This window comes from Sphingomonas aerolata (assembly GCF_003046295.1).
Lineage (GTDB): Bacteria > Pseudomonadota > Alphaproteobacteria > Sphingomonadales > Sphingomonadaceae > Sphingomonas > Sphingomonas aerolata.
Genome location: NZ_PZZN01000002.1, coordinates 228,089 through 253,023, shown reverse-complemented (window position 1 = coordinate 253,023; position 24,935 = coordinate 228,089). Strand labels below are relative to the sequence as shown.

Sequence of the window (24,935 nt, the reverse complement as noted above, 5' to 3'; positions counted from 1 at the left end):
GTCCCAGTACGGAACAGGCCAGCAAAACTATGATGACGAAGTCCAGGTCGCGTGATGCGATGTCGCTGACCCGTATGATCCGGATGGCGGGCATGGTCCTGTTCGGACTGATGCTGCTCTGCGGTGTGACCGGCATCGGCGCGGCGTGGATGCAAAGCGCCGCGCTGCACCGCCTGACCGATGCGACGACGCTGCTCTCCAACCACCAGGGTGCGGACATGATGCACGACGCGATCCGCAGCGACGTGCTCGCGACATTCCAGGCGGCGGAGCCCGGCAGCGCGATCAAGCCGGATGATATCCAGAAGGATTTCCGCGAGCATCTCGTTGCCCTGCGCGAGGGGATCGCAGCGGATTCGGCGTACACCGGCGATGCCGAAGTCGCCGCGGTCACGTCCAGGCTGGCGGCGCCGATGGAGGCCTATGTCCGTGTCGCGACGCAGGTCATCGATCGCGTCGGCCGCGATCCGGTCGCCGCGCGTGCGATGCTGCCCCGGTTCTTCGATCAGTTCCGCGTGCTCGAAGTGTCGATGGGCGCGGCGTCGGATGCGATCGAGACGAATTCGACACGGTCTGCCGAGAGAGCGGAGCAGGTCGGCACGATCGCGATGATCCTGCTCGTCATCACGCTGGCGGTCGGCATCGCCGGGACGCTCGCCTTCGTCGTGCTCGCACAGCGCCGGGTCGTCGAGCCGATCGTGGTCCTTGCCGGCACGATGCGTGCGCTCGGCGAGGGCAATCTTGTGGCCGAGGTGACGGGCGCGGATCGTGGCGATGAACTGGGCGACATGGCGAAGGCGATGCTGGCGTTCCGCAACCAGCTTCAGGCGGCCGAGGCAGCGAAACAGGCACAGGCCGCGCTGATCGTCGACAGCCTTGGCACCGGCCTCACCGCGCTGGCGCAGGGCGATCTGACTGCCGAGGTGGTCGCGGATCTGCATGCGCCGTTCACCGGGCTCAAGAGCAACTTCAACAGCGCGCTTGCCAGCCTGCGCGGGCTGATCGGATCGGTCGCGCAAGGCGCGATGATGATCCGGACCGGATCACAGGAGATCGCGCAGGCGAGCGAGGATCTCGCCCGGCGCACCGAAAGCAACGCCGCCAGCCTCGAGCAGACCGCGGCCGCGATCGCGCAGATGGATCAGCGCCTCAGGGCTACCGCTGTCGCCGCGGGCCAGACCGTCGAGCGGGCGGACGGCGCGATCACCACCGTGGCGGACGGGCGCAGGATCGCGGACGAGGCGGTCCAGGCGATGACCCGGGTCAGCGAAAGCGCGACCGGGATCGACAGCGTGATCGAAGGACTCGACAAGATCGCGTTCCAGACGCGCGTCCTGGCGATGAACGCCGCGGTCGAAGCAGGGCGTGCCGGCGAGGCGGGCCGCGGGTTTGCGGTCGTCGCCGACCTCGTGTCCGCGCTGGCGATGCGTGCCGAGGAGGAGGCCGGACGCGCGCGCGACCAGCTGACCGCGACGCAGGCCGATATCGGCACCGCGGTGGAACGCGTGCAGCGGGTCGATGGTGCGCTGTCGGCGATCTCGACGGATGTGCGCGGCGTGCACACGCTGCTCGCCGGGATGGCGGACGACAATCGTGCGCAGTCGAGCGCGATTACCGAGGTCAGCATGGCGGTCGGCGCGATGGACCAGGCAACGCAGCAGAATGCGGCGATGGTCGAACAGACCTCCGCGGCGGCGCGCAACCTGACCGCCGAAGTCGCGGCGCTGTCGGACCAGGCGGCGAAATTCCGCATCGAGGGCGCGCAGCGTGGCGCCGGGGCATTTCGGCAGATGACCGGGCAACCGGACCTACAGGGCGACACGCGCCTGCGCTCGTCTCGATCGGCGACCACCACGCCCCCCGCCCCGGTTGGTATCGACGAGGACGCGGATTACGGGTTCGCCGCCTTTTGACGCGAGCGACGCGTGCTTAACGCGGCATTAGGGTTGTTGGCCTAGGGCTGGCATATGAAGACCTACCGCCGCCTCGCCAGCGACATCAGCCACGATCTGCTCGATCGACGCAATTGCACGCGTCGTGCGATCAGCCTCCCCGTGACGATCGTCACCGGCTTCGGCGACACGCACGCGGCGATCGTTCAGAACGTCTCGTCCCGGGGTTTCAATATCCAGTCCGAATATGGCGTCACGATCGGCCGGTTTCTCTCGCTCGACATACCCGGGCTCGCCCAATATCCCGGCTGGGTGGCGTGGTCCTATCTCGGGGGATTCGGGCTGGAGGTCGCCAACCCGATCCCCGAACAGGTGATCGAACATATCGTCGCGATGGCCGTCAGACACGCCGCCTGAGCTGCGGCATGCCCGTCGGGAGCCGCGTGATCGCGTCGTCACCGCGCCGATGCGGACCTGCCATCAGAAAAACCGGAGCCACGCAATATCCCGACGACGCTGCTTCAACCGTGCGAACCACATCGTCGGGAGCGCAAACGGTATGATCAGGGCGACGTACCATATGAGCACCCAGGCATAGCCATCGACCATGAAGACCGCGCCGTCGGTCGGCCCCCACCACGCCAGCGCCGCGTGATAGAGGATGCGCAGCATGGTGAGATGAAACAGATAGAAGAACATCGGTGCGGCACCGAAGACGGCCAGACCGGACACGAGCCGTGAACTCGCCAGTCGCTCGCATTGCGCCAGCAGCAGCGCTCCGCCGCCCAGGGTCGGCAGCAGGAACAGGAGCGACGGTGGATATTTCGTCATCGACAGGAAGCTGATCACCGTCCGCAGCGGGCTGTTTTCCACCACGTGCCAGGGCGCGTCGCCATAGAGGTTGAACGCGCGCAGCGTGATGAAGCCGACGATCATCCCGATGCCGAGGCGCGTCAGATATCGCCTGCGCTGCGCGGATTCGGCCATGCGGTCAAACCACGGCCCGATCGCGTGACCGAGCAGCATGACCCCCAGCCACGGAAGGATCGGATAGGTCGTCCTGGCAAGGAACCCGAACGGCAGGGCGATCACGTCACGCTGGTGCAGCAGCGCCCAGACCGGAAACAGCGTGTCCCCCTGGTGCAGCCGAACGGGATCGAGCAGATTGTGGCCACACACCAGCACCAGTCCCAGGGCGATCCGTGCCGGCCGGGGGAGCCGTATCAGCCCGGCGAGCAGGATCATGCACAGGCCGAGGCACCAGATCACCTGCAGCCAGAAGGTCGGCTGCGGCACCACCCCCCAATAAAGTGGTGAGAGGTACAGCACGTCGATCGCCATCAACAGCAACCCGCGCTTTGCCAGGAAGGCGGCGGTTTCGCGCGGCGTGTGGCTGACGCCGAAGAGATAGGCGGAAAGGCCGGTCAGCGCGACGAAGATCGGCGCGCAGAAGCTGGCGGCGAAGCGCGCGATCGCGAGTGCCGGCATGACCGTGTTCGCATCCACCGGATCGGGCATGGGAACAAGGACAAGCCATGTCTCGCGCAGATGGTCAAGCAGCATCAGGATCATCACGATCCCGCGCACCGCGTCGATGCTCTCCAGTCGCCTGCGCGGGATATCGCGATCGGGTGCGGCAGCGCGCGTCTGGTCCGTCATTATCGCCATTCAGAATTCCGCTCGCAGCGACGCGCGCACGGTGCGTGGCGCGCCTGGATAGATCCAGACCGAATTGTACGAGCTTTGCGCGTACCGCTCGTCGAACAGGTTATCGACCTCGGCGCGGACCGTCAGCGAACTCGATAGCGGAATGTCGGCGGACGCCTTCACCTTCACATAATCGGGCAGCATGAGCCCGCTGGCGTCGGTCGCGCCGGACCGCTTGCCGACATAGGCGACACCGCCGCTGATCTGCCAGTCCCGGCCGGTGCCGGGATCGAAGCGGTGCACGAGGAAGGCGGTCGCCGAATGATCGGGGACGTTCAGCGCCAGCGGCGTGGCGAACGACCGATCGTCGGTGCGCGCCCGGGTCCAGGCATAGTTCACCACTGCCTGCCACCGCGCGGCAAGCCGCAGCGACGCATCGAATTCGACGCCGCGGCTCGTCAGCGATCCCACCGGCGCCAGGAAATTGGCGTCGTTCGGATCCGTCGTGAGGACGTTGCTCTTTTTGATATCGAACCAGGTCAGGCCGACATCGATACCGCGCCAGCGGCCCGCCGCGCCGATTTCGTAGCCATGCCCCTGTTCGGGGGCGAACGCGACACCCCCCGCGCCACTGCCGGAATTCGGCTGGAACGACTCACCCCAGTTGGTGTGGACCGAGAGCGCGTCGCTGACGGCATAGCGCGCGCCGAGGCGGAAATTGACCGGGCGCCCCCTGGACACGGTCGTCGCCTTGACGAGATTGCGCGCGAGCTGCTGCCGATAGGCGTCGAGGCGGATGCCCCCGACGAGATCGAGCCGATCGGTCACCGTCCAGGCGTCCTGCGCGTAGAGCGACACCACGCGCCGCGTTTCGCGCTGATCGATACTGGGCAGAAGCGGCAGGGCCTGTGTCTCGCCATAGACGGGGTTGAAGACGTCGATCGCATAGGGATTGGCTGCTGTCGGATTTCGGCGGTTCAGCAGTTCGAGATAGTCGAGCGTGTAGCCCTTGATGCCCAGGCTCGGACGATGAAGCCCCAGCGCCTGCACTTCGCCGCGCACTTCGAGACGTGCGGACAGATCCTCGACTTCGTAACCCCGTTCGCGGCGCTGTCGCCACAGCGTGTGTCCGTCGACGAGGCGCGACGGATCCGCCGAAAAGCCCCGCAACGTGCCGGTCCGATAGGCGACGCCGCCGACGAGCGACCATGTCCCGCCCAGCCGCGCTTCGCCGGTCAGCTGGTGGCGGGTGTCGCGTGCGCGCGTCGACCCGTTCGAGGGTTCGCCGAGGAACCGCGACGCCGGCAGCGCGAGCGGATCGCCATCGACCGCCGCCACACCGCGGTCGAACGGCGCGTCATAGACGATATGCTGGGCGAGATAGGTGAGCTGTACGGCGTCGCTCGGCCGGAAGGTCAGCGATGGGGACACGACGCGGCGCTTCACCGTCACGAAATCGCGGTAGCCGTCGCTGTCTTCGGTCGCGACCACGATCCGCGCGGCCAGCGTCCCGGTCAGCGGCCCCGTCGCGTCGAGTTCGATGCGACGCGTGTCGAACGAGCCATAGTGCAGCGTCGCCGACGCCTGTGATGCAAAGCGCGGCGTCTTGCTGACCATATTGACCCGTCCGGCGGGATCGATATCGCCAAAGACGGCGCCGGCAGGGCCCTTGAGGATCTCGATACGCTCGATGGTCGCGGGGTCCCGCGCGGGGGCGCTGCCGCGATTGGCGATGAAGCCATCGGTATAATATTCGCCGCCGCCATCGGCGGTGCTCAGGAAGCCGCGGATCGCGAAATTATCGGCAAAGCCTCCGCGATTATTCTGCTGGCTGCTGCCGCTCACCAATTCCAGCGCGTCGCTCAACCGGTACGTGCCCGCCGCACGCAGGATGTCCTGTTCGAGCGACCGGCTCGATTGCGACATCACTTCGGTCGCGCGATCGGAGGAAAGCGTCGCGTCCCGCGACGTCCGGGTCCCCAGCACGACGATCTCGTTGCGCTCCGCCGGCTCCTCCACGGCCTGCGCAACCGCGGGCGACCCTGCCATCATGCCGATCGCGCCAAGCGTGTGCCGCAGCCGAAGCGGCACAGCCCCGCCCGATAATCGTGTCACAGTCCGCATCGTCCAGCGTGCCAAGAGACTTCCTCATATGCGATGATATGTTGTCTCCTAACGTCACCACTCCGCTATGGCAACGCGGCCGACCGCAGTGGTGGCCAGGTGCACGAACGATCGACCTGAACCTGCAGGGCAGGACGCAAAACAAGAAGCATCGAGCTTTGCCGCCCGTCCTCCCGACGCTCGATCGCCGGCTATGGGCCGAATACGCGACCTCACGTATATCAAATTGGGGGACCGCGCCGGCCGCGGCCGGCTGGTCAATTATCACGGGCGAGCGGTGCAGGATGTCGACCGGGCCTGGGACAGCATGCTTACGAAGCTCGGACGCCGAAGGGCCGCGAGTGGCGCTCGTACCTATGCGCCACAGCCTCACGACGCTCGCGCGCAACCGCGGCGCTACGAAGTGGGATTTAGAAGTTTTCATGGGTCACAGCGACGGCCGCTCAGCCCCTCGCGTCGCGCAACGCTTCCAATCTGGCCAGCTTGACCGGGTCGTCAACTGCAAGAGCCTCTTCAAGATAGTAGCCATAAGATATGTTGCGCACCACCTCTTGCGCCTCGCCACTATATTCTTCCGCTATGATCGGAAACGCGTTCACGAGCTCACGGAGAAATCCCTTGTCCATCTCTTGAAGATGGCTAGCTAAGGCTTCCATCATCTTCACGGCGGTGTCAGGGTTAAGTTCCTCGTCGTCGGTCAGTTCGAGGAACACGGCATACTCCGCGATAATTTCTGCAACCTGCATAGCGATCATGGCTTCACAACCCTTACGTGGATGTTCGTGATGCTCATCTGCTTGAGCAGTTTCAGTGCTTTGGTTTTCTCGACAGGCGTAGGGACCTCCCACGTCCCGATCAGACGGTGTTGTGCCAATACCTCCGATTGCCGCAAAATCTGGGCCCGCGAACGAGGCCTGTTTACGACAGCCCGTTTTCGGTCGACCATATAATCGCCCTGAATGCCGTCAAACTTCACCGGCCGCTTAGAACCGTTGGGCATCGTCCGCATCAACATTGGCGCCTGACCGGCGCGCGCGCCGGGCGCCGAATCGTTATAGGGTTTCCAAGGCTTTTTTGACTTGGTCGTCTCCTTGACCCAGCCGATTTGCGGCGGGTCAAAGGTTATACGCGGCCTCGCGATAGCGAGTCGGCGCAATGCGGCAGCCTTGGAGAGCGCCGCCCCCGGCGCTACCGCCAGCGCGACGTTCCCAGCAACCTTTCCTGCGGCGCGACCGATATCCCGCGCCGAGGCGTTGGCAACGGCGCTTGCCGCGCGGGAGGCCTGGATATGGGCCGGGGTGTCCTCAGCAGCGATTGCGGTGTCGATCATGGCCGCGATGCCACGGCCGGCGTTGCGAACAGTCGTTACCGGATTTGTTGTTAGCGCAGCATGGACGCCCGCCACGGTTCCTTCCCCCAACATCATAAAGTCCCTGACCGACGCCACCAACAAATTCGGCGACGGGGTTCGGCTGACCACCGGGCCGCGCTCCCGGGATCCGCGTGGACTGCGCCTTGGCCGACCTGCGTTCTACCGATTTCGGGTCGTCGCCCGTGAGCGATCGGGCGCGGGGCGTTTCAGCCTTTGGCGGTTTTGCGGTCCGCGATGTATGATTATCCCCTGGGCTTGGAGCGCGACCGCTCCCAGAACGCGCACGATCGTTTCTGGCGCTCGTCGTATCGGTTTGGGTCGGTCCATCACGGCGCCCCGCGCCTGCAAATGTAAACCGGCCGTCCGCCGGATCATGCCATGGATTGATTTGAATTCGAGACCGTCAGGACCTAGCGCCGATGGCACCATGCCCGTCCGTAGCCACCGTGAAAATGCGGTCCGCTTACGGGTGCCTGATGTCTGGACCATGCCATCCCCCGCCTATTGCTGCGGTGAGAACATCTGAGCAACATTATCCTACAAGTCAAGCGCAACGCGAGCAAATCTTAAAATTCGCCCTGCTCAACCGCGCTTCTGTAGTATGGTGCGCTTACAGGACTCGAACCTGTGACCCCCGCATTACGAATGCGACCATTTCTGGCGAAAACCGCAGAAAACCGTGGGTTACTAGCGGCATTCTTGGCATCAAAACGCCCAAATTGACCAATCTGCGATACCAGCGCGATACCAAGATTCACTTCGCTTCAACTACGGTCGAGCCGCGGCGGAATGGTATGGCGGTAATACGGTCGTTCGGGACGACGATCTGCAACTTGAAGCGAATGATGGGCGCACTGTCGGAATACGCACTGAGGGCCGGCGATTAGCTGCGATCGCACGGACTGGTCGCAGCAGGCTTCACAACATTCTTCCATACGAAAAAGCACAAGCCCGACCGGCCGCAGTACGGCGCGTTGCGGATGGTGACACTGCATCCGATGACGAACGACAGCTTAGAGTTGATCGCCGCGGCGAGGCGAGGCGAGGCAAGGCGGCACGCTTGATGTCGCCGGCCAGCGTTCCGAAGGTCAGGCCGGGATCAACTACGACCGGGCGCATGTCGTTGACGTCCTGAAGGTTGGCATGGATGTCGACCACGTCGAAGATGTGAAAATATTCCTTGCCGATCTCGCCGCAGCGGCGTGTCGCGCGCGGTGTCCGACACCGTGACTACCGCACCGCTGGGACAACCGACGCGCGAACTAACCCCTCGGGCCCGAATGCATCGCGCAGGATTACTACCTTCTGCTCCACGGTCCAGCGCCGCCATGGCTGGGTCGTTCTCGTGAGATCCGCCTCGCCAAGAATTTTGTCCGAGTTGTCAGTAATGCACGTTCGGACGACTCCGAACCCTGGCTTGACGCAATCGAGGGTCATGTAAGACTCGATCTGTGCGCCTTTTTGGCAGAGTCGCTGCGGCCTATTTATCTCCGCCGGGGAATGCGCCGGCATGTCGACGAAGCGTATCCATGCCGTCACACTGTCGCCTTTACTGGTGGCGGTAGCTACATCATACATGGCTACCGGCGCCCAACCAGGTGTAATAACCGGACGCCACTGCATGGCTTTAGCGCTTTAGGCTGCCGCTGGCGCAAATAACACCATTACAATCACCACAATATGCTTCACTTCTCGCTTCCATAACTTAATATAAAATTATCTAAATCTGCATCCAATGGCTAACGTCACAACAGAAAACACACCATCTCAAACAGCAGTAATCAGCCATCTGTTGTACAAATTAGCGAACTTCCGGCGCCTCTTTCAGCGATAGTCTCGGTTGCCCCATATGGTACAACCTCGTCATCATTGAACTTCCGAGTCCCGACAGGCCCTAGACGGTGCCCCGCAGTAAGGAGAGCTTTCGTGACCGCTTCCTTCGAGCTGGAGAAGTCGAGCCGGTATTTTTCCCAAGAGTCGCCTTCATCAATAGCCGTTGTGATTACAGTAGCCCTCACTACAGATAGACCGTGCCAAGTCATTCCGACGGGCAGTGTAAGACGTATCGTATTTATTGTCGCCGCCTCCTTACGTTCACGCTGTTTTTTTAGCGGTACGCGGCGTCCGTCTGGAAGCGTCAAATAATAAGACGCCCGCCCCATCGCAGAAAAGCCTGCTGGAGTTTCACCGGCAACTGGACATATTCCGTTGCGACCGAGAACGAACAACTTTTCTAGGCCCGGCTTATCGACCGACGTTCCAACTGGCATGATGAGTAGCAGAACCGTTAGTAGCATTTTAAGCCTCTTTTATTCGTGGTATGATATATCTATCATTGTTGCCCGTATCTGTTTGCTATCGCAGCAGCACTGCACGTCGCATTGGCGTGACGTCTTCGGCTCTTGTGAGGCTTTTGCCTGACGCGGGAACTGCGCGCTCGCGGCCCCATCCGCGGATAGCTTCGATCCGCTCCGGGCTCGTCTTGCTCAAAGGAACGATGTTGCGGAAACTCGATATGAAAAGGTCGGCGCCTACACTCGCGTCACCGTGCAGAAAGGCTTCCTCCACCACCTCCTTGATCGCGGCCTCCAAATCTGCCCCGGCAAATCCCTCGGAACCTTGGACCAACTCTTCAAGGAGCGATGGGTCGAGTTCCGCAAGCTGACCGCTTTCGACGTAAAGACGGATGATGTCCCGGCGCTCTTCCTCGGTTGGCAAATCGACGAAAAACAGCTCATCGAATCGTCCGCGCCTAAGAAGCTCAGGCGGCAGTTGCGAGACGTCGTTTGCCGTCGCGACCACGAACACGCGAGCGCTAGATTCCTGTAGCCAAAACAGAAACTGACCGATCATACGAGTTGTAACACCGGTCGAGTCGGATCCAGTGGCCCCCAAACCCTTTTCGATTTCGTCAATCCACAGCACGCACGGTGAAACCCGATCGGCGGTGTCCAGCGCCTCGCGCAATCGACCCTCGCTCTGGCCGACATACATGCCCATGAGGTTGGCGAGGTCGAGCCTGTAGAGTGGCACTTCGAAACTGGCCGCAATCGCCTTTGCCGAGAGCGACTTACCGCAGCCGGGCACACCGACGAGCAGTACACCACGCGGTGCGCGGATTCCTCGCTCGCGCAAATCAGCAGTTAGCAATGGCCGCTTACGCTCAAGCCAAGCCTTGAGACCGGACAGGCCACCGACCTGCAATGCGTTCGCTCTGATCTCGACGCGCTCGATACCCGATATGTTGGAAAAGATGCCGTCCTTGGCCCGGTTCAGTTCAGCAAAGTCGGTTTTCTTGATCGATCCACTCGCCGCCATCATCGCAATGATGTTTTCGGCTTCAATCTTGGTCACGCCGGCAAGCGTCGTGGCAGCGCGTCGTTCGTCCGCCTCGTCCCACTCAATCGGCATCAAGGTTCGATAGTCTGCGATCTGACGGCGGATCAGCGACAGCATCTCGTCCTGATCGGGTGGGGACAATGTCAGCGCCATCCCCTGACGCTGAAGCTGTCCCCAGACCGGTTTGGTAGTCACGGCCACAAGGGCGCCACCCTTTTCAGAGGCCAGAATCACGGTATCAAGTAAATGGCGCGAGAAAGCCGTGTCGGTTTCGATCTCGTCCGCCTCTGTCAAAATGAAGGTCAGATTTTGCCGCTGAAGCATCTGCTGGCCAGCGAAATCGATCGCGCCGACGACGGAGCGATCTTCGTTGACCACCCGGCCCCCGCTGAGTTCGCATGTCCCCTTTGACAGTGTGTGCACGTAGGCTCCTACGGTTTGCCGCGCGCACACCTCCCGTATCAACTCCATGGCGCGAGCACGTTCGGCAGTCTGGACGAGGACGAATGGCACGCGAGCCTTGAAGGTACGCTCGAAAGCATCCGAGAAATCACTGGTATTCATACGGCCTCACAGAACGTTTAGAGGAGAATACGTCGCCCCGTTGCGGGGGGCGGTGGAGATGGGACGACCTCTAGCGGCACGACCACGCGATCGAGCGCGTCCACCGGGGTGCGCCGGAGAGCCATCGCGAGCCGCCCCGTGCGATCGGTAGCCGCGCTACGCAGTAGGTTTTTTTGGAGGTCGGCGGCGGTCTCGGCGATGAGAGCGCTCAACTGCGTGTTCAGGGTTGCCGGCCAGCATGACAGCGCCGCAAAGCGCCCGAGCATCGCGAGACAGCGCCGCGCGTCGAGAACGGCGCGCTCGACATCCTGCGCCGTGCGACACCGCCCCAACGACGACTGCAAAGCAAGACCAGCCGCGTCAAGCCGAGCCGCGAGTGCTGCCCCCGCCCGTTCCGATAGTCGTTCGGCAGTCCCTGCGGACCAGGGCAAGGCACCACTGGTTGCGCGAACGAACAGCGCCTCGTCGTTGCCGCCCAACGCAAACTCGTCAAACCACAGGCTCCAGTGCGCATAGCTGGCTGGTCCGGTTGCGGCGGTCATGGTCCCAGGACGTCGCGCGGGCCACCAGCTCATCGGCGACGCAGAAACTCGGTGGCCGGGACGAGGTCCCACTCGGGCAACGCAGCCGCCAAGGGATCATCTGGTGGCTCATGGGGCTGTGTAGGCGTTGTGGTGCTTACCGGCGCATCACCCACTTCAGATAGAAGCGGCCGGCGCGGGGGCGAGAGTTCACTGGACATGACGGGCATCCTCAAGCGGCATCGAGAGAAAGTCGGCGACCACCGCCATGGGGTGCCGCCAGATGAGAATCGGCGGCGATCGCGGAGATGTAGGCGCCGGTATCTTCAGCCAAGGCATCGGCGGCAGCAAAGGCGCGGTGCCATTCGACGAGCTCGGCAAGGCATGCGCGCAACGTCGCGACCTCGCTGTCGCGGCGCGCTTCGAACGCACTGCGCACAAGTTCACGTCGCTTTTCCAGCCCGCGATACTCCAGGAATACCCAACCAAGCACCGCAAGACCGATCAGCGACACGAGCGCATGCCCGCCAAATATGCTGGCGATCATTAGCACCCCGATTACGCCGCCGATCCAGTGCTTGGGCTCAAGAGCCACCGCCGCTAGAGCGACTTCGCGTTCAGCCGCGATGTGAGCCTCAAGCGCTTCAATCAGTTGTGGTTCTTCACTTCCGTCGCGGCTCGTACTCGACCAGTTGCCAATGGCAAGCTCGGTCGTCGCCGGTACCATATTTCGCGTTGCCAATGTTACGTCCGAGTGGGCGTCACGAAGCCAATCACGGGACAATGCCAAGGCGAGCCGTTGCGAGGCGCGCGTTGCACCCGACTGCTCGGCATGCATGGCAGCATTGGTAAGAAGTTGCGTAAAGCTAACCTCCTCCTCGAGAGCCTGGTGCGAAAGCTTGAATTTGGACGCCGCCGCGTCTTTGCGTCCACCTTCGTCGACAATTAACTGGAGCATGGCCTCCTCGCGCCGTAACGGCAGCTCGCGCTCATCATGCTCGGTAACTAGCTGTTCGAGCAGCTGGTCGACGCCGTCACTCAAACGCGCGTGCGAAGGCAGCGCCCTCTCGAAGATACCGGCAAGGTAATCCCGCATATCCGCGTTCAGATCGGCCCGGTTCAGCAGCGCATTGAGCTGAGGCCAGGTTCCACTCCGTTTTGACAGGTAAGGATAACGCTCTGCAAATTCGGTGCCCTGGATGCGGAACGTCAGCGCGTCCCGCCACTGTCGCCGTTGCTCTTCGATAAAGCCAGCGCGCTCAGCAAGATCGTCCAACCAAACCTGAAACCGTTGATACGCTCGCAGCTGAACGTCTGCGGCAAATACGCCGCCCGCCGTCGCATCGATCAGCACCATCGTTTGTCGCTTCAGCGATCGCGGATCCTGCTGGCCAAGATACCGGTCGAGCCACGTTGCGCAAGCAACCCCCTTTACGGCTCGCCGACAGATGAGTGCGAAGAACAGGCTCGTCTTGCCATCATCGCGCCTGAGCGCCTCGGCAAGCGCTGTCTCGGCGAGAGGCTTATTGTCACTGATCCATGCCGAGAGCGCCACGAGCGCTGGTGCGAGCCAATAGCCTGGTGCCAGCAGCATCAACTCCTCTGTCACCGACTTTACGGTTTCCTGACGAACCACTCCGACGTCGCTTGCCTGCATGATCCCGGTCGCCGTGCGGCGTACCTCACCGTGATGGCCAAAGTCGCGTTCGAGTTGCTGACGCACCTTCACGAGGCGCGTTTCGGCAAGGCCCAGTTCCGTCGCCCGCTCATACCGCACCTCGAAATCATTGAACTGCTGTTGCAGTTCAGCGAGCTCGCTGCGCGTCACGGTAACGGCGTTGTCGACGGTATCGACCTGCTGGCTGATGCGGCCAATGCCCTCGCCCAGGCTCCCGAGCGCACTGGCGATCCGCGATAGATCCGCCGCTTGAATAATCCGATCCGACATAGTCCCTCCTCTAAGCCGATACCGCCGTGGTGCCGTCCGCTGCGACCGCGACCACGCGATCGGAAAATACCTCGATGACGACATAGCGCCCCGACGCGGCCAGCCGACGCGCGCGCTCCATGTTATCCGGCAGGGATTCCCCAACCTTAAAGTGTTGAACGATCTGGCCGGTGACATCGAGCAGGTGAACCTCATACGGGACACCGAGATAGCATTTGCCAACCCATCCCAACGGCCAGCTTCCCGGCCCGTCTGGAAATTCAGCGGCAACCGCATCACTGATTGCAGCAAGTCTCTTGGGACTTATGGAGTGCCCGCCAACATCCAGCTCGCGAATTGCCGCGCAATATTGATTAGATCGAGCCCGACGCAGTCGTTCGCTGGACGATAGAGCGGACTTCCCCGTAACCTTCGTCGACAACGTTGACCGGGTCTCGCTATCCCCTGAGATAATTTGACGCAAAATAGCCCCCCGGTTGCCACAAGATCGCTCGGTCCTGATTGTTTTGATAGTATGTTAGCAACGGTTTATGAAACATAAATCATGTCCACCTGCGTCACTCATACTGTGTGACGACGGGTTATCCCAAAGCGATAGTACCCTGCTAAACAACATCGGATTTGAACCTATCTTGTGGCGGCATTATGAATATGCCGGCTGCGCATACCCCGCGAACTCGTTCTTATTATAGCTGGATCGGAGTGTAATAAGTATCGGTTACGTCGGACCGGATGCGCCTATCGATACCCGAAGCTTCCACTACCGTACGGTACCGGCGAACAGCGCCGAGCTCCCTCTTTAGCTCTATCCCAGCGCAAGCATGCGATGCAGGTCCACGCGAATGAGATTACATCTGCTCAGAGCTGCTCGATTAACTTAGAATATCATTGTTTTGGTAGGGATGGCTGATCTAGGCTATTCGCCTAACCGAAAAACCGGGGAGGTTTGCTTGTCATCTTCAAAAGCTCGATATGCGCTTCTAATCACTGCAAATTTGTTGTCGATTGCGACAGGGACTGTCGCGCACGCGCAGACAGACTCAATCGCCAAGTTACCAAAGTTTCTCAGTAAGCTTTTATCGACCGAGAAAAGGTCGCTTGGATCGGCTGTCGAAAATCTCGACGTTGCCGGAGCAAAGCTAGGCATGTCGCCCGAGCAGGTCAGGTCAGCACTGAAGGCAGGCGGGTTTACGCCGCAGGCAACCGATCCCATTCAAAGTTCATGGTCGGCGCTGGTCGCCGATAAAATAGCCGAGCGGGGTGTAACGAAGCTCGATAATTCAAAGGTTTCAATGTTCACAATGGCAAGCGGGCCGCAAGGTGAGCGCATTGAGGTATGGTACTCCGCAACACCGCAGGGCGCCCGAGCCAATAGCGTACTGTATAGACTTCCTACAAACCGAATGGAAAAAAGCACATTCTTGTCGGGGGTTAAGGCAAAGTACGGTCGACCGACGGTAGATAACGGAAACTCGAGCCTTTATTGCTCGCCGGGTGAGCAGAAGTGCGTCAGCTACGATAATAAACAGTTTCCATACCTCGCGATAGCTGCCGACTACTCCTACTATGAAGTGTCTCTGCGTAATGGCATGAGATATAGTGATGATTATCGCGCCGATATGGCCAAAGCCATCGAGATCGCGGCACCAAAAAGCGCAAAGACATCATTTTAAAGAAGGATCACCTGATGCGCATAGCTATTACGGTTTCACTTGCCTTGATAATTTCAGCCAACCTGAGTGCCTGCTCCGACCCTAAGGCAGCCAGCAAAGATAACTTTCAGGATGCAATCGAACCGGTAGTCAAAAACGCCTTCTGTCGTCCGCTTCCGATTGCACAATACCGGTTGACCGAAAAGGCATCTGAAGACGTTCCGGCGTTTCCAATCGTAATTGGTGCCGTTGCGGAGCAGTGGGCGGGTTCTACAGAAAACCAAGTGCGTTCAATGCTTGAAGCAGCTGCGAAGGAAGGATTTCTCGAACGCACGGAGAAAACTACACCAGCTGCCTATGGCTCATCCGACGCTCTCAAACCTACCCATGTCGTCTCGTACGAGCCGAGTAATAAAGGTAAGGGCATGTTCCGCGGCATCGCGGGGAAGCGAGCTGGCTCCCCTGAACGTCCGAACGTTTGTGCTGGCGACGGCAAGATCGATGAGATCGTTCGCTGGACCGAACCAGCTGACGCCTTCGGGCAGACCATGACGCAAGTCACCTACACGTATAGCGGGACAAATTTCGTCGAAGGCGCGCCAAAGGAAATGATTGCTGCGGCCTCGAAGCCGAAGGAGGCGACGATTACTCTGGTCAAGATGAGCGATGGATGGCAAGCGATGAAATAAGGTTCGGAGCAGCAGCGTAATTGCCTCTGTCCACCAAGCTTTTAAGCTAAGATTGCGCTATAACATGCTTTCCCAAAAGGCCGAGAAATACGCCGCATTATCCGTCAAATAGCCGCTATCCGTTAAGATAGACTTTTTTGACAATTCAGTGCCTGAGTTTTTGCTTACTTCGAAAACATTTTATTGCTCTTGATGAGTTAGCAATAACTCAGGTTGTTTTTCATGAACCACAGTTCGATTTTTTACGCCACATTTGCATTTTGCGATATTAGTATAGTTCAGCCAGGCAATCGTTTCCACGTACTCATCGTCACGCTTCACACGGTCTTCGCCGTGATTTTGGCATACTGTCGCAACTTGACCAGCGCGGTGGGGGCGCATCCGAGAAATACCGTTCGGCGAGTTGACCCAGCTTGGTCAACTGCGAGCTGTGGGCTCTCAGGAATACGAAATTGCCAGTATTTATCTCCCATACCGCCAGATCGATGAAGAAGCCCGCGAGGCCGACCTGCCGATGAACCTGATAGCCCCTGGCTTGCAGCGCCTTGGCGACCTGCTCCTCGAACACGCTGTCGTGATCGCGGCCGGTGCTCTCCGCCATGGTCATCTTGCCGGTGCGCGCGAAGTGGAGGAACAGCTTGAAGGCGAGCACGCCCTTGCGGGTGCCGGCGAAATCGGGATCGATGTCCTCGTCCGACATCGAGGCGAACACCTCGCAGCGTTGTTTGGCGCGGCTAATCAGCACGTTCAGCCGCCGTTCGCCGCCGTCCATGCCAAGCGGCCCGAACCGCATCGGCACGCGACCGCCCGGGACCGTCGGTCCGTAGCCAACCGAGATGAAGATCACGTCGCGCTCGTCGCCCTGCACGTTTTCGAGGTTCTTGACGAAAAACGGCTCGGAATGATGCATCTGGAAGAACGTCTCGACCTCCGCCGGAAGACCGCGCCGCAGGATTTCGAGCTGGTCCATGATCGCTCGACGCTGGGCGGCAGAGAAGGCGGCAACGCCGAGCGACAGTTCGGGATGATCGCGGGCGTGCGCCACGATCGCCTGCGCCACGACCTTCGCCTCCCGGCCGCCTCGGCAGCCTCATGAACGGCGCGGTGGAGCTGTCTGGTTGAGATCGGATCGGTGTAGCTGCGCCCCGGGAACAGCCAGCCGTGCGGCAACAGGACACTGCGCCGCTTGCCCTCGCGCCACCAGAGCCGGAGCAGTTCAAGCAGTTGCGGCGACAGCATCGCGTTACGGTCCTTGCGGCCCTTGCCCTCCTCGATGCGGATCAGCATGCGCTTGCTGTCGATGTCGTCGGCTCTGAGGTGTGCGACCTCCGACACCCGCAATCCGGCGCCGTACGCGACGCCCAGCGCGGCGCGGTACTTGATGCCCGGTGCCGCCTCGAGCAGCCGCCCTACCTCCTCGACGCTCAGCACGTCGGGCAGCTTGCGGGGACGAGGCGCGAGGACCAGCCTGCGCGACAGGTCGGGCCGGTCGAGCGTCACGCCAAACAGGAACCGCAGCGCCGATACCGTGGCGCCGATGACGGCCTCTCCGACACCGTGCTCGCGCTGGTGAAGCTGGAAGCGCCGTACGTCCTCGGCAGTCGCGGTCTCCGGCGAGCGTCGCAGGAACGCCGCGAAGGCGCGAACGTGGCGGACATAGTCGTGCTGGGTACGCGACCGCATTGAGCGCATCGCCATGTCGTCGAGCATCCGCTGGCGCAGCGGCGTAACGGACTGTTCGGTGGGTAGAGTCGCCATGGAGAGTTCCTCTCGTTGAAGAAACTCCATCGTCTCCCGCCGCTGCCGCAGAACCAAACCTCAGCGCCGCTGCGCTACCTCAACCGCCACCACCACTGCCGCGCAGCGGCTTCGTGCTCTGGGCGTTAGTGAACGGCAGTCGATAACGGTTTGTTGCGATGCTCCGTTCGCACCTTAACTTCATGCGCGGACCGTCGGGACGTCAGCAATCTTGGTCGTCCATGCCGGCGAGCGCATTTCTGATCGCAGCTTCCACTCCCGCTTAAAGCCCTGCGTCGCCGTCACCGCCGTCCATGTGCCGAACTTGCCGTTGATCGCGTCGAGCGCGCCCATTAGGCGGTCGCGCTTCGCCGTATCCACCTCGAACAGAGTTCGCGGTCCCTCGGCCTCGGGCAGGAGGTCGTCGAGCAGGATACCGGCCTTGGTGTAGGAATACGCGCCAAGTATCGGTACGCCGTAGAACGTATACATGGTGCCACTCGGCCACCGGAGCGTCATCGACACCCATCATGCGATAGGCCATGCGGGCCTGAGCAACGCTCGGGAACAGCTCGTCGGCGGACATGAGGGCGCCTTCCGGCCGCACGACGCCCTGAGCTCGATAGAAATCGAACAGCGTGGCGCAATGGTCGCGGAAAGCGGATCGCGGCATAGCGAAGTTGCCGGTGGGGGTGGGGAACAGCCCAACCTCGTCCCATAGCTCGCTTAACGTGTCGGCGTCCTCGCGCGCGAAGGCATCGACGTAGCAACCGAAGAAGTCCGTGATTTCGTCGTGAAAGGGCATGTCAGTCCTAGCAAGTGTTCGCGATGGTAGACGGCGCTCGATCAAGCCGCGATTGGCTGGACGAGGCGGACGTTCGCCTCCGCGAGTTGCGCCTTCACGATTTCGATGAAGGCCATGGTGGGATTGGCCTCGGCGAGCATCCCAATCTTCATCCAGAACTCGGCTTGGGCGTTAATCGACCGGCACATGACGGCGCTGGCGCGGCGGGCCTCCTCGTGCAGCTCATCGTCGATCTTTACTAAACCCATCGCTTGATCCCCACACCTAGAATATACGTTACGTACATGGACCATATATTATGGGGTCAATAGCTGTTGGGCCTACCGTGACACCGCCGTTGACCTGTTCCTGCTGTCCGTGTCTCGCCGCATCGCGTTCGCTGCCGTGCGTCGGTCGGCAGCGCTAAGCAGGAACCCGACTTCATCGTCAGTCCATCGATACGGGCTTCCCCTGTGCACCAGGAGGACAGCGACTGTCCGATCACGTTTTCATCGATGTGGCAGCGCGACACACGACCGAAGGCCTCGGGCAAACCAAGGGCGGCTGAGTTGGAATCTAGGCGATCTGGAACTTAATTAGTTGTTAAGATTTAGGTAAATGCGTCGGTCCGGCGCAGGGGAGAGCGGAATGAAGCAGTTGCTGGTGGTCGTCGCCGGCCTGCCCCTAATCGTATGTGCTGTTGCATCAGCTGAAGCCCAGCAATCGCGCGAAGCCAACGAAGGCGCGTTTCAAAGCGCCCGATTTGAAACGACCGGTCTTACCTCGCCATCGTCCTCTACATCAACGGTTTCTCCAAGCACCGTGCCCCAGACATTCTCGCGATTAGATGACAGTCAGACTGACCTCTCCCTCTCCTTGGGGACGAGCTATGCCAGCGGCAAGTTCGGCACCGGCTCGACCACCACAATTTTAACGTCGGCGTTAGGAGCACGGCTGCGCGTTTCCAACTGGGCCATCTCAGCTTCTTTGCCTTGGATGCGTATTCGCAGTCGATCGACGGTGTTCACGGGAATCGACGCTACACCGGTTCTCGTAGCGCCCAACTTGACTTCGAGGTCAATAGTCTCGGATGGGTTTGGGGACGTTACTTTAGGTGGATCTTATTCGATTGCGCCGAAAGCTATACCATTTGAAATCGAGCTGTCTGGTCGCGCCAAAATTAATACCGCAACCAAAGATAGCGGCTTATCGAGCGGAGAAAACGATTATTCCGTAGGCGGCGATGTATCCGTCCCGCTAGGTCGCGTGACGCCGTTTGCGTCTCTCAGCTACCGGTTCCTCGGCAATACAGCGCAATATAATCTACGCGATGGACCGGCTGGTTCAGCGGGAGCATCGTACTCATTGGGACATCAGAGCTATTTACTGGCCTCGTATCACTATTCATCAGCTGCAACGTACCTAGTTAACGATGCTCATGAATTATTTGCAGGCGCATCGACCAGAATTGCGCGGTCCCCACTCCGCCTGACGGCATACGCGACCGCCGGCCTTTCAGACGGTGCCCCGGCAGCGTCCGGCGGTTTGGCGCTCTCGATCGACGTTTCAAGAGCGACCGCCAGGCGGTGACTTTGTGCATAGACACCGATAAGCTACCGACACACGGCAGTACCGGGCAGGTGAAGCATAGCGAACGCGTTTATGCGATAGGCGACATTCACGGCCGCTTTGATCTGTTCGGACGACTGGTAGCGCAGGTGGCACGTGATAACGCCGCTCGGCCGATAGCAAAGACGCAGATTGTATTGCTCGGCAACATCATTGATCGGGGCCCCGACGCCGCCAGAATGATCAAAGGGTGCATGCAAATCACCGCTTCAAACGATAACCTTGTCGTCTTGAAGGGCAACCATGAGGATATGATGGCTGATGCGCTTGGCGGCAATTTGACCGTTTACGGCCATTGGCTACATTTTGGCGGACGTGAAACTCTGCTGAGCTGGGGCGTTCATCCGAACGTTGCAAATGGCCCAGCCACAAAAGATAATCTGGCGGCCGCCGCCCAAGCTGTCGGTGAAGAGGTTGTTGATTGGCTCCAACGTCTACCACTGCACCATAAACATGGACCATACCTTTTCGTCCATGCGGGAATACGCCCGGGAGTTGCAATTGACGAACAGGAGCCCGACGATTTCATGTGGATCGAAGACGAGTTCCTAAATTATAAAATGTCACACGGCTTCATTGTCGTTCATGGGCATTCGTTGGTGGGTGACAAAGCGGTTATCCTTCCCAACCGCATCGGCATTAATACCGATGCGTACACGACCGACAAGTTGACCGCACTGGGAATTGACAACTGCAGCACTTGGACACTGTCGACTGCTAACGGTGTATCGTCTGAGGCTTACCGTATGGCGCCGTTAACAGCAAATTCAAGTACGCCAAGTCTATGTGATGCTCATCATTCACTATCAAGCGGTGCTTGATGGCCAAGCCCGTTGCCTTTGCCGATGAACAGATTGACGCTGATCTTTGGCAGATTGTTGGCCCCTGGGATCAATTGCAACCGCGAAATAATCGCAACAGCGTTCGACCTTCACCACGAGCTGCATCAATAGAGGCGCATCGAGACAAAGTACCATTGCCTATTTGGGATGGGACCCAATCCGACGGCAAGATTGGCCTGGCACAAATTGCGCGCGAATCGCGTAGAAAGTTATTAGTCAGACGATTAGCTTCACGACGGGCAGCAATGATCACGGCGACAGTCGTCGCGACATTAGGCACGGGGCTTTATGCCCTTACGACTGATATGACTCAACGGCAAAATGCGGTTGCTTCTCAATCCGCGAGTAATGGCCCGAATATTGTTGTCGACGCACGGGTCAGAAATCAGCCTACCGATTTCAGCAAGATTGCGATCGTCGAGCGAGCCACTGAACCACCTTCTGTATTGTCAAAAACCTCTGGTTTGGAATTTACTAATCGCACCGCGCAACGGCTGCCGATTAACAAGGGCCCAAAACGAAAGGCTTCGGGCGTTGGTAGGTTAGCTATCGCCAAGCATCACGCCTTAAAATCAAAGGCCTCCGCCGACGAGCCGTTGTTAACTAGCCTCCCTTACGGTTTTGTAGGATTAATTCCAACGAAAGTGTCGCCATCAAGCAGTCTCCTAGAAGAGTCGGATATTACAACAGAGGCGACTAAACTTAACACCAAGGAAAACAGTGTAACGGATCGTCGCGATAGCGTTCAAGCTATGCGGTCTCTTCGAAGGCAATAAGGATTGCATTTAATCACGTACTGAGCTTTTCGTGCGGTTACCGCAGCCATCTTAGAGGGGCCGCTGCCGTACCTGTCGGATTACGTTTTTGATCCCACAGTCTGATGAGCATCCCTTTTTCGTCGAATGGAAGGAAGCCATGTGTGTCAGGTTCGTCACGAGGGGGCCACAACGACGCATGGCATCCGAACAGCAATACGGCGTTTCAAATCCGAGCGGTCGACGCTAAGCCGGGAACATCGGGATCAACCCGAAGATGATATTGCAATGGCGTAAGCTGGCGACGGTCGGGGAGCCGAACACCAGGCCGAAGGTCCCTCACTTAACAACCCGCACCGGATCGAAAGATACGTCACACATTGCTGCCGCTGGACGACACCCTCTAGATAACGTCGCATACTTATATGCAGATGTTTCGTTGCTCAGCCCACCCCCCTGACGTTGGAGCGGGCCGCTTAAAACCTCTTGGTAGGAATGTTGTCGACCAACGCCGCCAACGCCTCATCCTGAAAGGAACGCGGGCGAACGCCTCGATCAGGCAGTGACAGGCGCAGGCGGCGACGGTCGAGCGGCTTCATGGCCTTGACCTTCAAAGCGAGCGACAACAACGGGCCCTCAAACAATATCTCGGGTGACTGATCGTCTGAGTGACCGGCGGCGGCCATACGCACCAACGTGGCGTTTTCTTTCCACGGAAAATTCATTAATTATGTCCCCCAAGGGGCATCGGTACACCTAGTTTGCCCGAGAAGATCACTTATCTTTTTCTAACCGGCAGACGGCGACTGCCTGAACAGGGGCTTGCGACGGCGAACCGCTTTATCAACATTGAGACCGGATAGCGATGCGAACCGTTCTGAAAGCGCAGCTATTTCTTCAGAAGGGCACGCATACGAAGGGCGGTCGACCAAATGACCGACTTTGAGACGAGCTTGATATGCGGCGAGAAGCGAAACTTTCTATTTAGAAATGTCGTGTCGAAGATCGATCCTGTCAGAAAATGAAGTTTATGCTTTTTGGAGCACCCTCAGCCCGTACTCCTACAAGCCGGATAAGCTCTTCGTTATCGCCGACGCTGCGCTCGCCGCCGCCGAGCGGAATCTACGACGCGCTATGAACTTTGACGACAACTAAGCTCAAAAGTTATTGATCAGCGTCAGAAGATGACGGTGGGGGCAAGCGCAAGAGCGGAGAAAAAAGGCGGCCGCGCATCATCAGTTCGCGGCTTGGGCGGGCTTATAACCGCGACCATGCGATTTCCCTGCCAGATTTCGAGTCCGCAACGATTGACGTGATTGGCGGCTTCAGCAATCGATTGCTCGTCGTGCAAGGCGGAGAGGTCCGCACCACTTACGATTTCGCCACAACTGCCCAGCTCATAAATTCGATATCGCATACCGTGTCCCCCACCCGAGTCCTGCCGGGAAACGGTGAACAACGTATTAACGCCCCCAGCTAACCTGTGAGCCACCAAAGAAGCGTAAAATATTCATTTCGCGGTCGACGAGTCTTTGCTGATGCTGCGCTTCCCTCAGATCAGCCGCGTATTCGCCGAGCCGTTGGCGAGAAAGCTCATCGTTCAATCCTCCGACGATGCGCCGTACCCGATCGCACTCTGTTTCGAGGTCTGCATTGGTCGGCACGTTCGTCTCCGTTACATCGCAGGGAAACGACGAAGCCGACAAACACTCGAAAATGGTTTACGAAAAGTTAAGCCGCTGTCAGCCCGTCGACAGGCGGAATCACAGACGCGACGAACCGATCTATCGTCGGTTATACCTCGACGGAAAGTTATTACCGGCTTTGCGCTTAGGTCGAACGGCACAGCGCCGGCTGTTAGGTTGCAGCGGCCATGCACTTACGGATGGGTAGTCAGCTCGGGAAACGGGCTGTCCAGACTTGACACATCACTGCGCGATCCAATCGATGACGTCTTCGTTCGGCAATGTCATGATTGTCAAATGAGTAATGATGATCATTTGGTCGATGAGCCGCCGCCGTTTGCCGGCGACCGACGATTGGCCGTCCGAGCACGAATTTGTCTTGCTGTACTACTAATTACACCGGGAGGGGAAATCTATGCCGCCTCGCTTACGAACATATCCTCTTTAGGGTTCAGGATAAGGGCGGATTATGGCGTTACCGTCGGACGCTTTCTTTCGCTGGATGTACCCGAGCTTGCCCGATATTCCGGCTGGGTTGCGTGGTCTCAAGAAGGCGAATTCGGCCTAGCGGTTGCAAATCCAATTCCTCAAGAAGTGATCGAACACATTTTGTTAATTGCTGAGAAGGACGGGCACTGAGACTCTCGCCACAGTCGTTGCGCTCGCGGTTCCGGAACTAGGCCAGCGACGATCACAATGCGTTTTAAAAATACTACGCATTAACCAACTTTATTTATATCAGTTATTTACCTTGTCTCGCGTGATTCGCTATTATTCGATCCGGGTAAATTTCCGATCGTCGTTGCATTCAATTCCGATGCACATCTTTCGTTGACCTCGAGTGACTTAGGCGACAGGTTTCTCAAATCGACCTGGGGAGGTCGAATCAGGAGGGGCTAATTCATGAAAAACACGACTCTCGCGTTTGCGTGCGCGCTTACATTTGCTGCGCCTGCAGTTCAGGCGCAGACCGGTCCAGTCGCGACCGCTGCTACGACGTCGGGAACGCTTCGCGCCGGAACGTCGGTTCCGCTTAAGATGGCCGAAGGGCTGACCACGAAGGGTAAGAAGCTCAAAGTAGGCCAGCGCTTTCAGATGGAGACAGCGGAGTCTGTTACGATCGATGGCAACGTCGTGATCCCAGCCGGCAGCCCCGCAACGGGCGAGATCACCGAAGTCAGGAACAAGGGCATGTGGGGAAAGTCAGGCCGCATCAACGGGCGCGTCCTGTACGTGCGTGCGAATGGTCGGCAGATCCGCATGAGCGGCTCGATAGACGATAAAGGAAAGACGGGGACTGCTGGCGTCGTTGGTGCCGCAGTTCTGATCCCGGTCGCCGGTTTCTTCATGACCGGGACGAGCGCTGACATTCCCCTGGGCTCACCGGTGACCGCCTTCATCGACGAGGATGTCTCGGTTGCGGTCGTTCCGGCGGCTGCGCCAATGGTTGTCACAGTGCCGGCGAGAAATTGACCTAGCGAGCGCGGGTGTGATTGCCCGCGCTCGTCTCGCCTCAGACAGGCTTGGCGCCCGCCGTACCGCATTTTGCAAACTTGCCATTCGCGCTCTTGCACCGGGCCGGCTTGGCTGGTGCTTTGGGCGGGCATTTCATGAAGCGCCCCTTGGCGTCCTTACACGGTGCGGCGAATGCAGGCGCACCACTAGCAATTAACGACAACGACGCGGCAGCAACGAGCAGGGTACGCATGTGGCCAATCTCCAAGCCCTTGATGGGCCAGGCGATGCTATGCCGAC

General features: G+C 59.6%; 23 protein-coding genes, 1 tRNA gene and 1 pseudogene. 9 read left to right on the top strand and 16 right to left on the bottom strand.

Annotated features, from left to right (window positions below; all coding sequences use genetic code 11):
- The first annotated feature begins 32 nt into the window (after positions 1 to 32).
- Positions 33 to 1,913 carry a methyl-accepting chemotaxis protein gene (locus C8J24_RS08530; protein ID WP_244180576.1) on the top strand — a complete coding sequence of 627 codons (1,881 nt, stop codon included), beginning with the start codon at positions 33 to 35 and terminating at the stop codon, positions 1,911 to 1,913.
- A gap of 54 nt (positions 1,914 to 1,967) precedes the next feature.
- Positions 1,968 to 2,309, top strand: coding sequence for a PilZ domain-containing protein (locus C8J24_RS08525; RefSeq protein ID WP_031395616.1), 342 nt, complete (start codon positions 1,968 to 1,970; stop codon positions 2,307 to 2,309).
- A 63-nt stretch (positions 2,310 to 2,372) separates the two neighbouring features.
- Here C8J24_RS08525 and C8J24_RS08520 read toward each other — a convergent pair whose 3' ends face one another.
- The 9 genes from C8J24_RS08520 to C8J24_RS08470 form a co-directional block, all read right to left on the bottom strand.
- Positions 2,373 to 3,560, bottom strand: a complete 1,188-nt coding sequence (locus tag C8J24_RS08520; RefSeq protein ID WP_107931740.1) for an acetyltransferase domain-containing protein — start codon at positions 3,558 to 3,560, stop codon at positions 2,373 to 2,375.
- Positions 3,561 to 5,630 carry a TonB-dependent siderophore receptor gene (locus tag C8J24_RS08515; protein ID WP_244180575.1) on the bottom strand — a complete coding sequence of 690 codons (2,070 nt, stop codon included), beginning with the start codon at positions 5,628 to 5,630 and terminating at the stop codon, positions 3,561 to 3,563.
- Positions 5,631 to 6,106: 476 nt separating this feature from the next.
- Positions 6,107 to 6,418, bottom strand: coding sequence for a hypothetical protein (locus C8J24_RS08505; RefSeq protein ID WP_056408968.1), 312 nt, complete (start codon positions 6,416 to 6,418; stop codon positions 6,107 to 6,109).
- Positions 6,415 to 6,993: a hypothetical protein gene (locus tag C8J24_RS08500; RefSeq protein ID WP_167396733.1), complete on the bottom strand. Its 579-nt coding sequence runs from the start codon at positions 6,991 to 6,993 to the stop codon at positions 6,415 to 6,417. The genes C8J24_RS08505 and C8J24_RS08500 overlap by 4 nt, the downstream gene beginning before the upstream one ends.
- Before the next feature lie 644 nt (positions 6,994 to 7,637).
- Positions 7,638 to 7,706: transfer RNA gene (locus C8J24_RS08495), tRNA-OTHER, on the bottom strand.
- 1,684 nt (positions 7,707 to 9,390) lie between these two features.
- Positions 9,391 to 10,938 (bottom strand): AAA family ATPase, encoded by a 1,548-nt coding sequence (locus tag C8J24_RS08485; protein ID WP_107931733.1) that lies wholly within the window; start codon positions 10,936 to 10,938, stop codon positions 9,391 to 9,393.
- A gap of 17 nt (positions 10,939 to 10,955) precedes the next feature.
- Positions 10,956 to 11,480: a hypothetical protein gene (locus C8J24_RS08480; RefSeq protein ID WP_107931731.1), complete on the bottom strand. Its 525-nt coding sequence runs from the start codon at positions 11,478 to 11,480 to the stop codon at positions 10,956 to 10,958.
- Between the two features lie 211 nt (positions 11,481 to 11,691).
- Entirely contained in the window at positions 11,692 to 13,407 is a 1,716-nt protein-coding gene (locus C8J24_RS08475) for a hypothetical protein (RefSeq protein WP_107931729.1), read from the bottom strand.
- A 10-nt stretch (positions 13,408 to 13,417) separates the two neighbouring features.
- Positions 13,418 to 13,828 (bottom strand): hypothetical protein, encoded by a 411-nt coding sequence (locus C8J24_RS08470; RefSeq protein ID WP_107932704.1) that lies wholly within the window; start codon positions 13,826 to 13,828, stop codon positions 13,418 to 13,420.
- A 529-nt stretch (positions 13,829 to 14,357) separates the two neighbouring features.
- Between C8J24_RS08470 and C8J24_RS17355 the strand changes: the two genes are divergently transcribed.
- Together C8J24_RS17355 and C8J24_RS17350 are read left to right on the top strand one after the other, a co-directional pair.
- On the top strand, positions 14,358 to 15,080 hold the full coding sequence (locus C8J24_RS17355; RefSeq protein WP_146163666.1) for a hypothetical protein: 723 nt from the start codon (positions 14,358 to 14,360) through the stop codon (positions 15,078 to 15,080).
- Positions 15,081 to 15,094: 14 nt separating this feature from the next.
- Positions 15,095 to 15,748, top strand: a complete 654-nt coding sequence (locus C8J24_RS17350) for a hypothetical protein (RefSeq protein ID WP_146163665.1) — start codon at positions 15,095 to 15,097, stop codon at positions 15,746 to 15,748.
- 310 nt (positions 15,749 to 16,058) lie between these two features.
- Here C8J24_RS17350 and C8J24_RS08460 read toward each other — a convergent pair whose 3' ends face one another.
- From C8J24_RS08460 to C8J24_RS08440, 4 genes and pseudogenes are all read right to left on the bottom strand, one after another.
- Positions 16,059 to 16,793 carry a hypothetical protein gene (locus tag C8J24_RS08460; protein WP_244180670.1) on the bottom strand — a complete coding sequence of 245 codons (735 nt, stop codon included), beginning with the start codon at positions 16,791 to 16,793 and terminating at the stop codon, positions 16,059 to 16,061.
- Between the two features lie 20 nt (positions 16,794 to 16,813).
- Positions 16,814 to 17,458, bottom strand: a pseudogene (locus tag C8J24_RS08455) (tyrosine-type recombinase/integrase); the annotation flags it as partial.
- A 228-nt stretch (positions 17,459 to 17,686) separates the two neighbouring features.
- On the bottom strand, positions 17,687 to 17,977 hold the full coding sequence (locus C8J24_RS08450; protein ID WP_244180574.1) for a DUF4113 domain-containing protein: 291 nt from the start codon (positions 17,975 to 17,977) through the stop codon (positions 17,687 to 17,689).
- A gap of 354 nt (positions 17,978 to 18,331) precedes the next feature.
- Positions 18,332 to 18,538 (bottom strand): ParD-like family protein, encoded by a 207-nt coding sequence (locus C8J24_RS08440; protein WP_107931721.1) that lies wholly within the window; start codon positions 18,536 to 18,538, stop codon positions 18,332 to 18,334.
- Between the two features lie 379 nt (positions 18,539 to 18,917).
- Here C8J24_RS08440 and C8J24_RS17550 point away from each other — a divergent pair, with 379 nt between their 5' ends.
- Genes C8J24_RS17550 through C8J24_RS17345 form a run of 3 tightly spaced genes read left to right on the top strand, consistent with a single transcriptional unit; the run spans position 18,918 to position 21,516 of the window.
- Positions 18,918 to 19,859, top strand: coding sequence for a hypothetical protein (locus C8J24_RS17550; protein ID WP_167396732.1), 942 nt, complete (start codon positions 18,918 to 18,920; stop codon positions 19,857 to 19,859).
- Positions 19,860 to 19,909: 50 nt separating this feature from the next.
- The gene (locus C8J24_RS08435) at positions 19,910 to 20,719 is read left to right on the top strand and encodes a metallophosphoesterase (RefSeq protein WP_167396731.1); all 810 of its coding nucleotides are present in this window, start codon (positions 19,910 to 19,912) and stop codon (positions 20,717 to 20,719) included.
- Positions 20,719 to 21,516: a hypothetical protein gene (locus C8J24_RS17345; RefSeq protein ID WP_167396730.1), complete on the top strand. Its 798-nt coding sequence runs from the start codon at positions 20,719 to 20,721 to the stop codon at positions 21,514 to 21,516. Before C8J24_RS08435 ends, C8J24_RS17345 begins: the two co-directional genes overlap by 1 nt.
- A 455-nt stretch (positions 21,517 to 21,971) precedes the next feature.
- Here C8J24_RS17345 and C8J24_RS08430 read toward each other — a convergent pair whose 3' ends face one another.
- The 3 genes from C8J24_RS08430 to C8J24_RS17335 all read right to left on the bottom strand — a co-directional run bounded on the left by C8J24_RS08430 (position 21,972) and on the right by C8J24_RS17335 (position 23,159).
- Positions 21,972 to 22,220 carry a hypothetical protein gene (locus C8J24_RS08430; RefSeq protein ID WP_107931717.1) on the bottom strand — a complete coding sequence of 83 codons (249 nt, stop codon included), beginning with the start codon at positions 22,218 to 22,220 and terminating at the stop codon, positions 21,972 to 21,974.
- A gap of 452 nt (positions 22,221 to 22,672) precedes the next feature.
- Positions 22,673 to 22,954 carry a hypothetical protein gene (locus C8J24_RS17340; protein ID WP_146163663.1) on the bottom strand — a complete coding sequence of 94 codons (282 nt, stop codon included), beginning with the start codon at positions 22,952 to 22,954 and terminating at the stop codon, positions 22,673 to 22,675.
- Between the two features lie 4 nt (positions 22,955 to 22,958).
- Positions 22,959 to 23,159 (bottom strand): hypothetical protein, encoded by a 201-nt coding sequence (locus tag C8J24_RS17335; RefSeq protein ID WP_146163662.1) that lies wholly within the window; start codon positions 23,157 to 23,159, stop codon positions 22,959 to 22,961.
- Between the two features lie 318 nt (positions 23,160 to 23,477).
- Here C8J24_RS17335 and C8J24_RS17330 point away from each other — a divergent pair, with 318 nt between their 5' ends.
- Together C8J24_RS17330 and C8J24_RS08425 are read left to right on the top strand one after the other, a co-directional pair.
- A complete protein-coding gene (locus tag C8J24_RS17330) occupies positions 23,478 to 23,819 on the top strand; it encodes a PilZ domain-containing protein (protein ID WP_146163661.1) in 342 nt (113 codons plus the stop codon).
- 264 nt (positions 23,820 to 24,083) lie between these two features.
- Entirely contained in the window at positions 24,084 to 24,653 is a 570-nt protein-coding gene (locus tag C8J24_RS08425) for a hypothetical protein (RefSeq protein ID WP_208620940.1), read from the top strand.
- Positions 24,654 to 24,935 lie beyond the last annotated feature (282 nt).

What these genes read in the sequence shown, in the direction of transcription:
- C8J24_RS08480 (WP_107931731.1), bottom strand. Translation starts at nt 11,480, where the DNA reads ATGACCGCCGCAACCGGACCAGCCAGCTATGCGCACTGGAGCCTGTGG.
- C8J24_RS08520 (WP_107931740.1), bottom strand. Translation starts at nt 3,560, where the DNA reads ATGGCGATAATGACGGACCAGACGCGCGCTGCCGCACCCGATCGCGAT.
- C8J24_RS17330 (WP_146163661.1), top strand. Translation starts at nt 23,478, where the DNA reads ATGAGTAATGATGATCATTTGGTCGATGAGCCGCCGCCGTTTGCCGGC.
- C8J24_RS17350 (WP_146163665.1), top strand. Translation starts at nt 15,095, where the DNA reads ATGCGCATAGCTATTACGGTTTCACTTGCCTTGATAATTTCAGCCAAC.
- C8J24_RS08485 (WP_107931733.1), bottom strand. Translation starts at nt 10,938, where the DNA reads ATGAATACCAGTGATTTCTCGGATGCTTTCGAGCGTACCTTCAAGGCT.
- C8J24_RS08500 (WP_167396733.1), bottom strand. Translation starts at nt 6,993, where the DNA reads ATGATCGACACCGCAATCGCTGCTGAGGACACCCCGGCCCATATCCAG.
- C8J24_RS08450 (WP_244180574.1), bottom strand. Translation starts at nt 17,977, where the DNA reads ATGTATACGTTCTACGGCGTACCGATACTTGGCGCGTATTCCTACACC.
- C8J24_RS08440 (WP_107931721.1), bottom strand. Translation starts at nt 18,538, where the DNA reads ATGGGTTTAGTAAAGATCGACGATGAGCTGCACGAGGAGGCCCGCCGC.
- C8J24_RS17550 (WP_167396732.1), top strand. Translation starts at nt 18,918, where the DNA reads ATGAAGCAGTTGCTGGTGGTCGTCGCCGGCCTGCCCCTAATCGTATGT.
- C8J24_RS08530 (WP_244180576.1), top strand. Translation starts at nt 33, where the DNA reads ATGACGAAGTCCAGGTCGCGTGATGCGATGTCGCTGACCCGTATGATC.
- C8J24_RS08475 (WP_107931729.1), bottom strand. Translation starts at nt 13,407, where the DNA reads ATGTCGGATCGGATTATTCAAGCGGCGGATCTATCGCGGATCGCCAGT.
- C8J24_RS08505 (WP_056408968.1), bottom strand. Translation starts at nt 6,418, where the DNA reads ATGATCGCTATGCAGGTTGCAGAAATTATCGCGGAGTATGCCGTGTTC.
- C8J24_RS08430 (WP_107931717.1), bottom strand. Translation starts at nt 22,220, where the DNA reads ATGAATTTTCCGTGGAAAGAAAACGCCACGTTGGTGCGTATGGCCGCC.
- C8J24_RS08425 (WP_208620940.1), top strand. Translation starts at nt 24,084, where the DNA reads ATGAAAAACACGACTCTCGCGTTTGCGTGCGCGCTTACATTTGCTGCG.
- C8J24_RS17345 (WP_167396730.1), top strand. Translation starts at nt 20,719, where the DNA reads ATGGCCAAGCCCGTTGCCTTTGCCGATGAACAGATTGACGCTGATCTT.
- C8J24_RS08525 (WP_031395616.1), top strand. Translation starts at nt 1,968, where the DNA reads ATGAAGACCTACCGCCGCCTCGCCAGCGACATCAGCCACGATCTGCTC.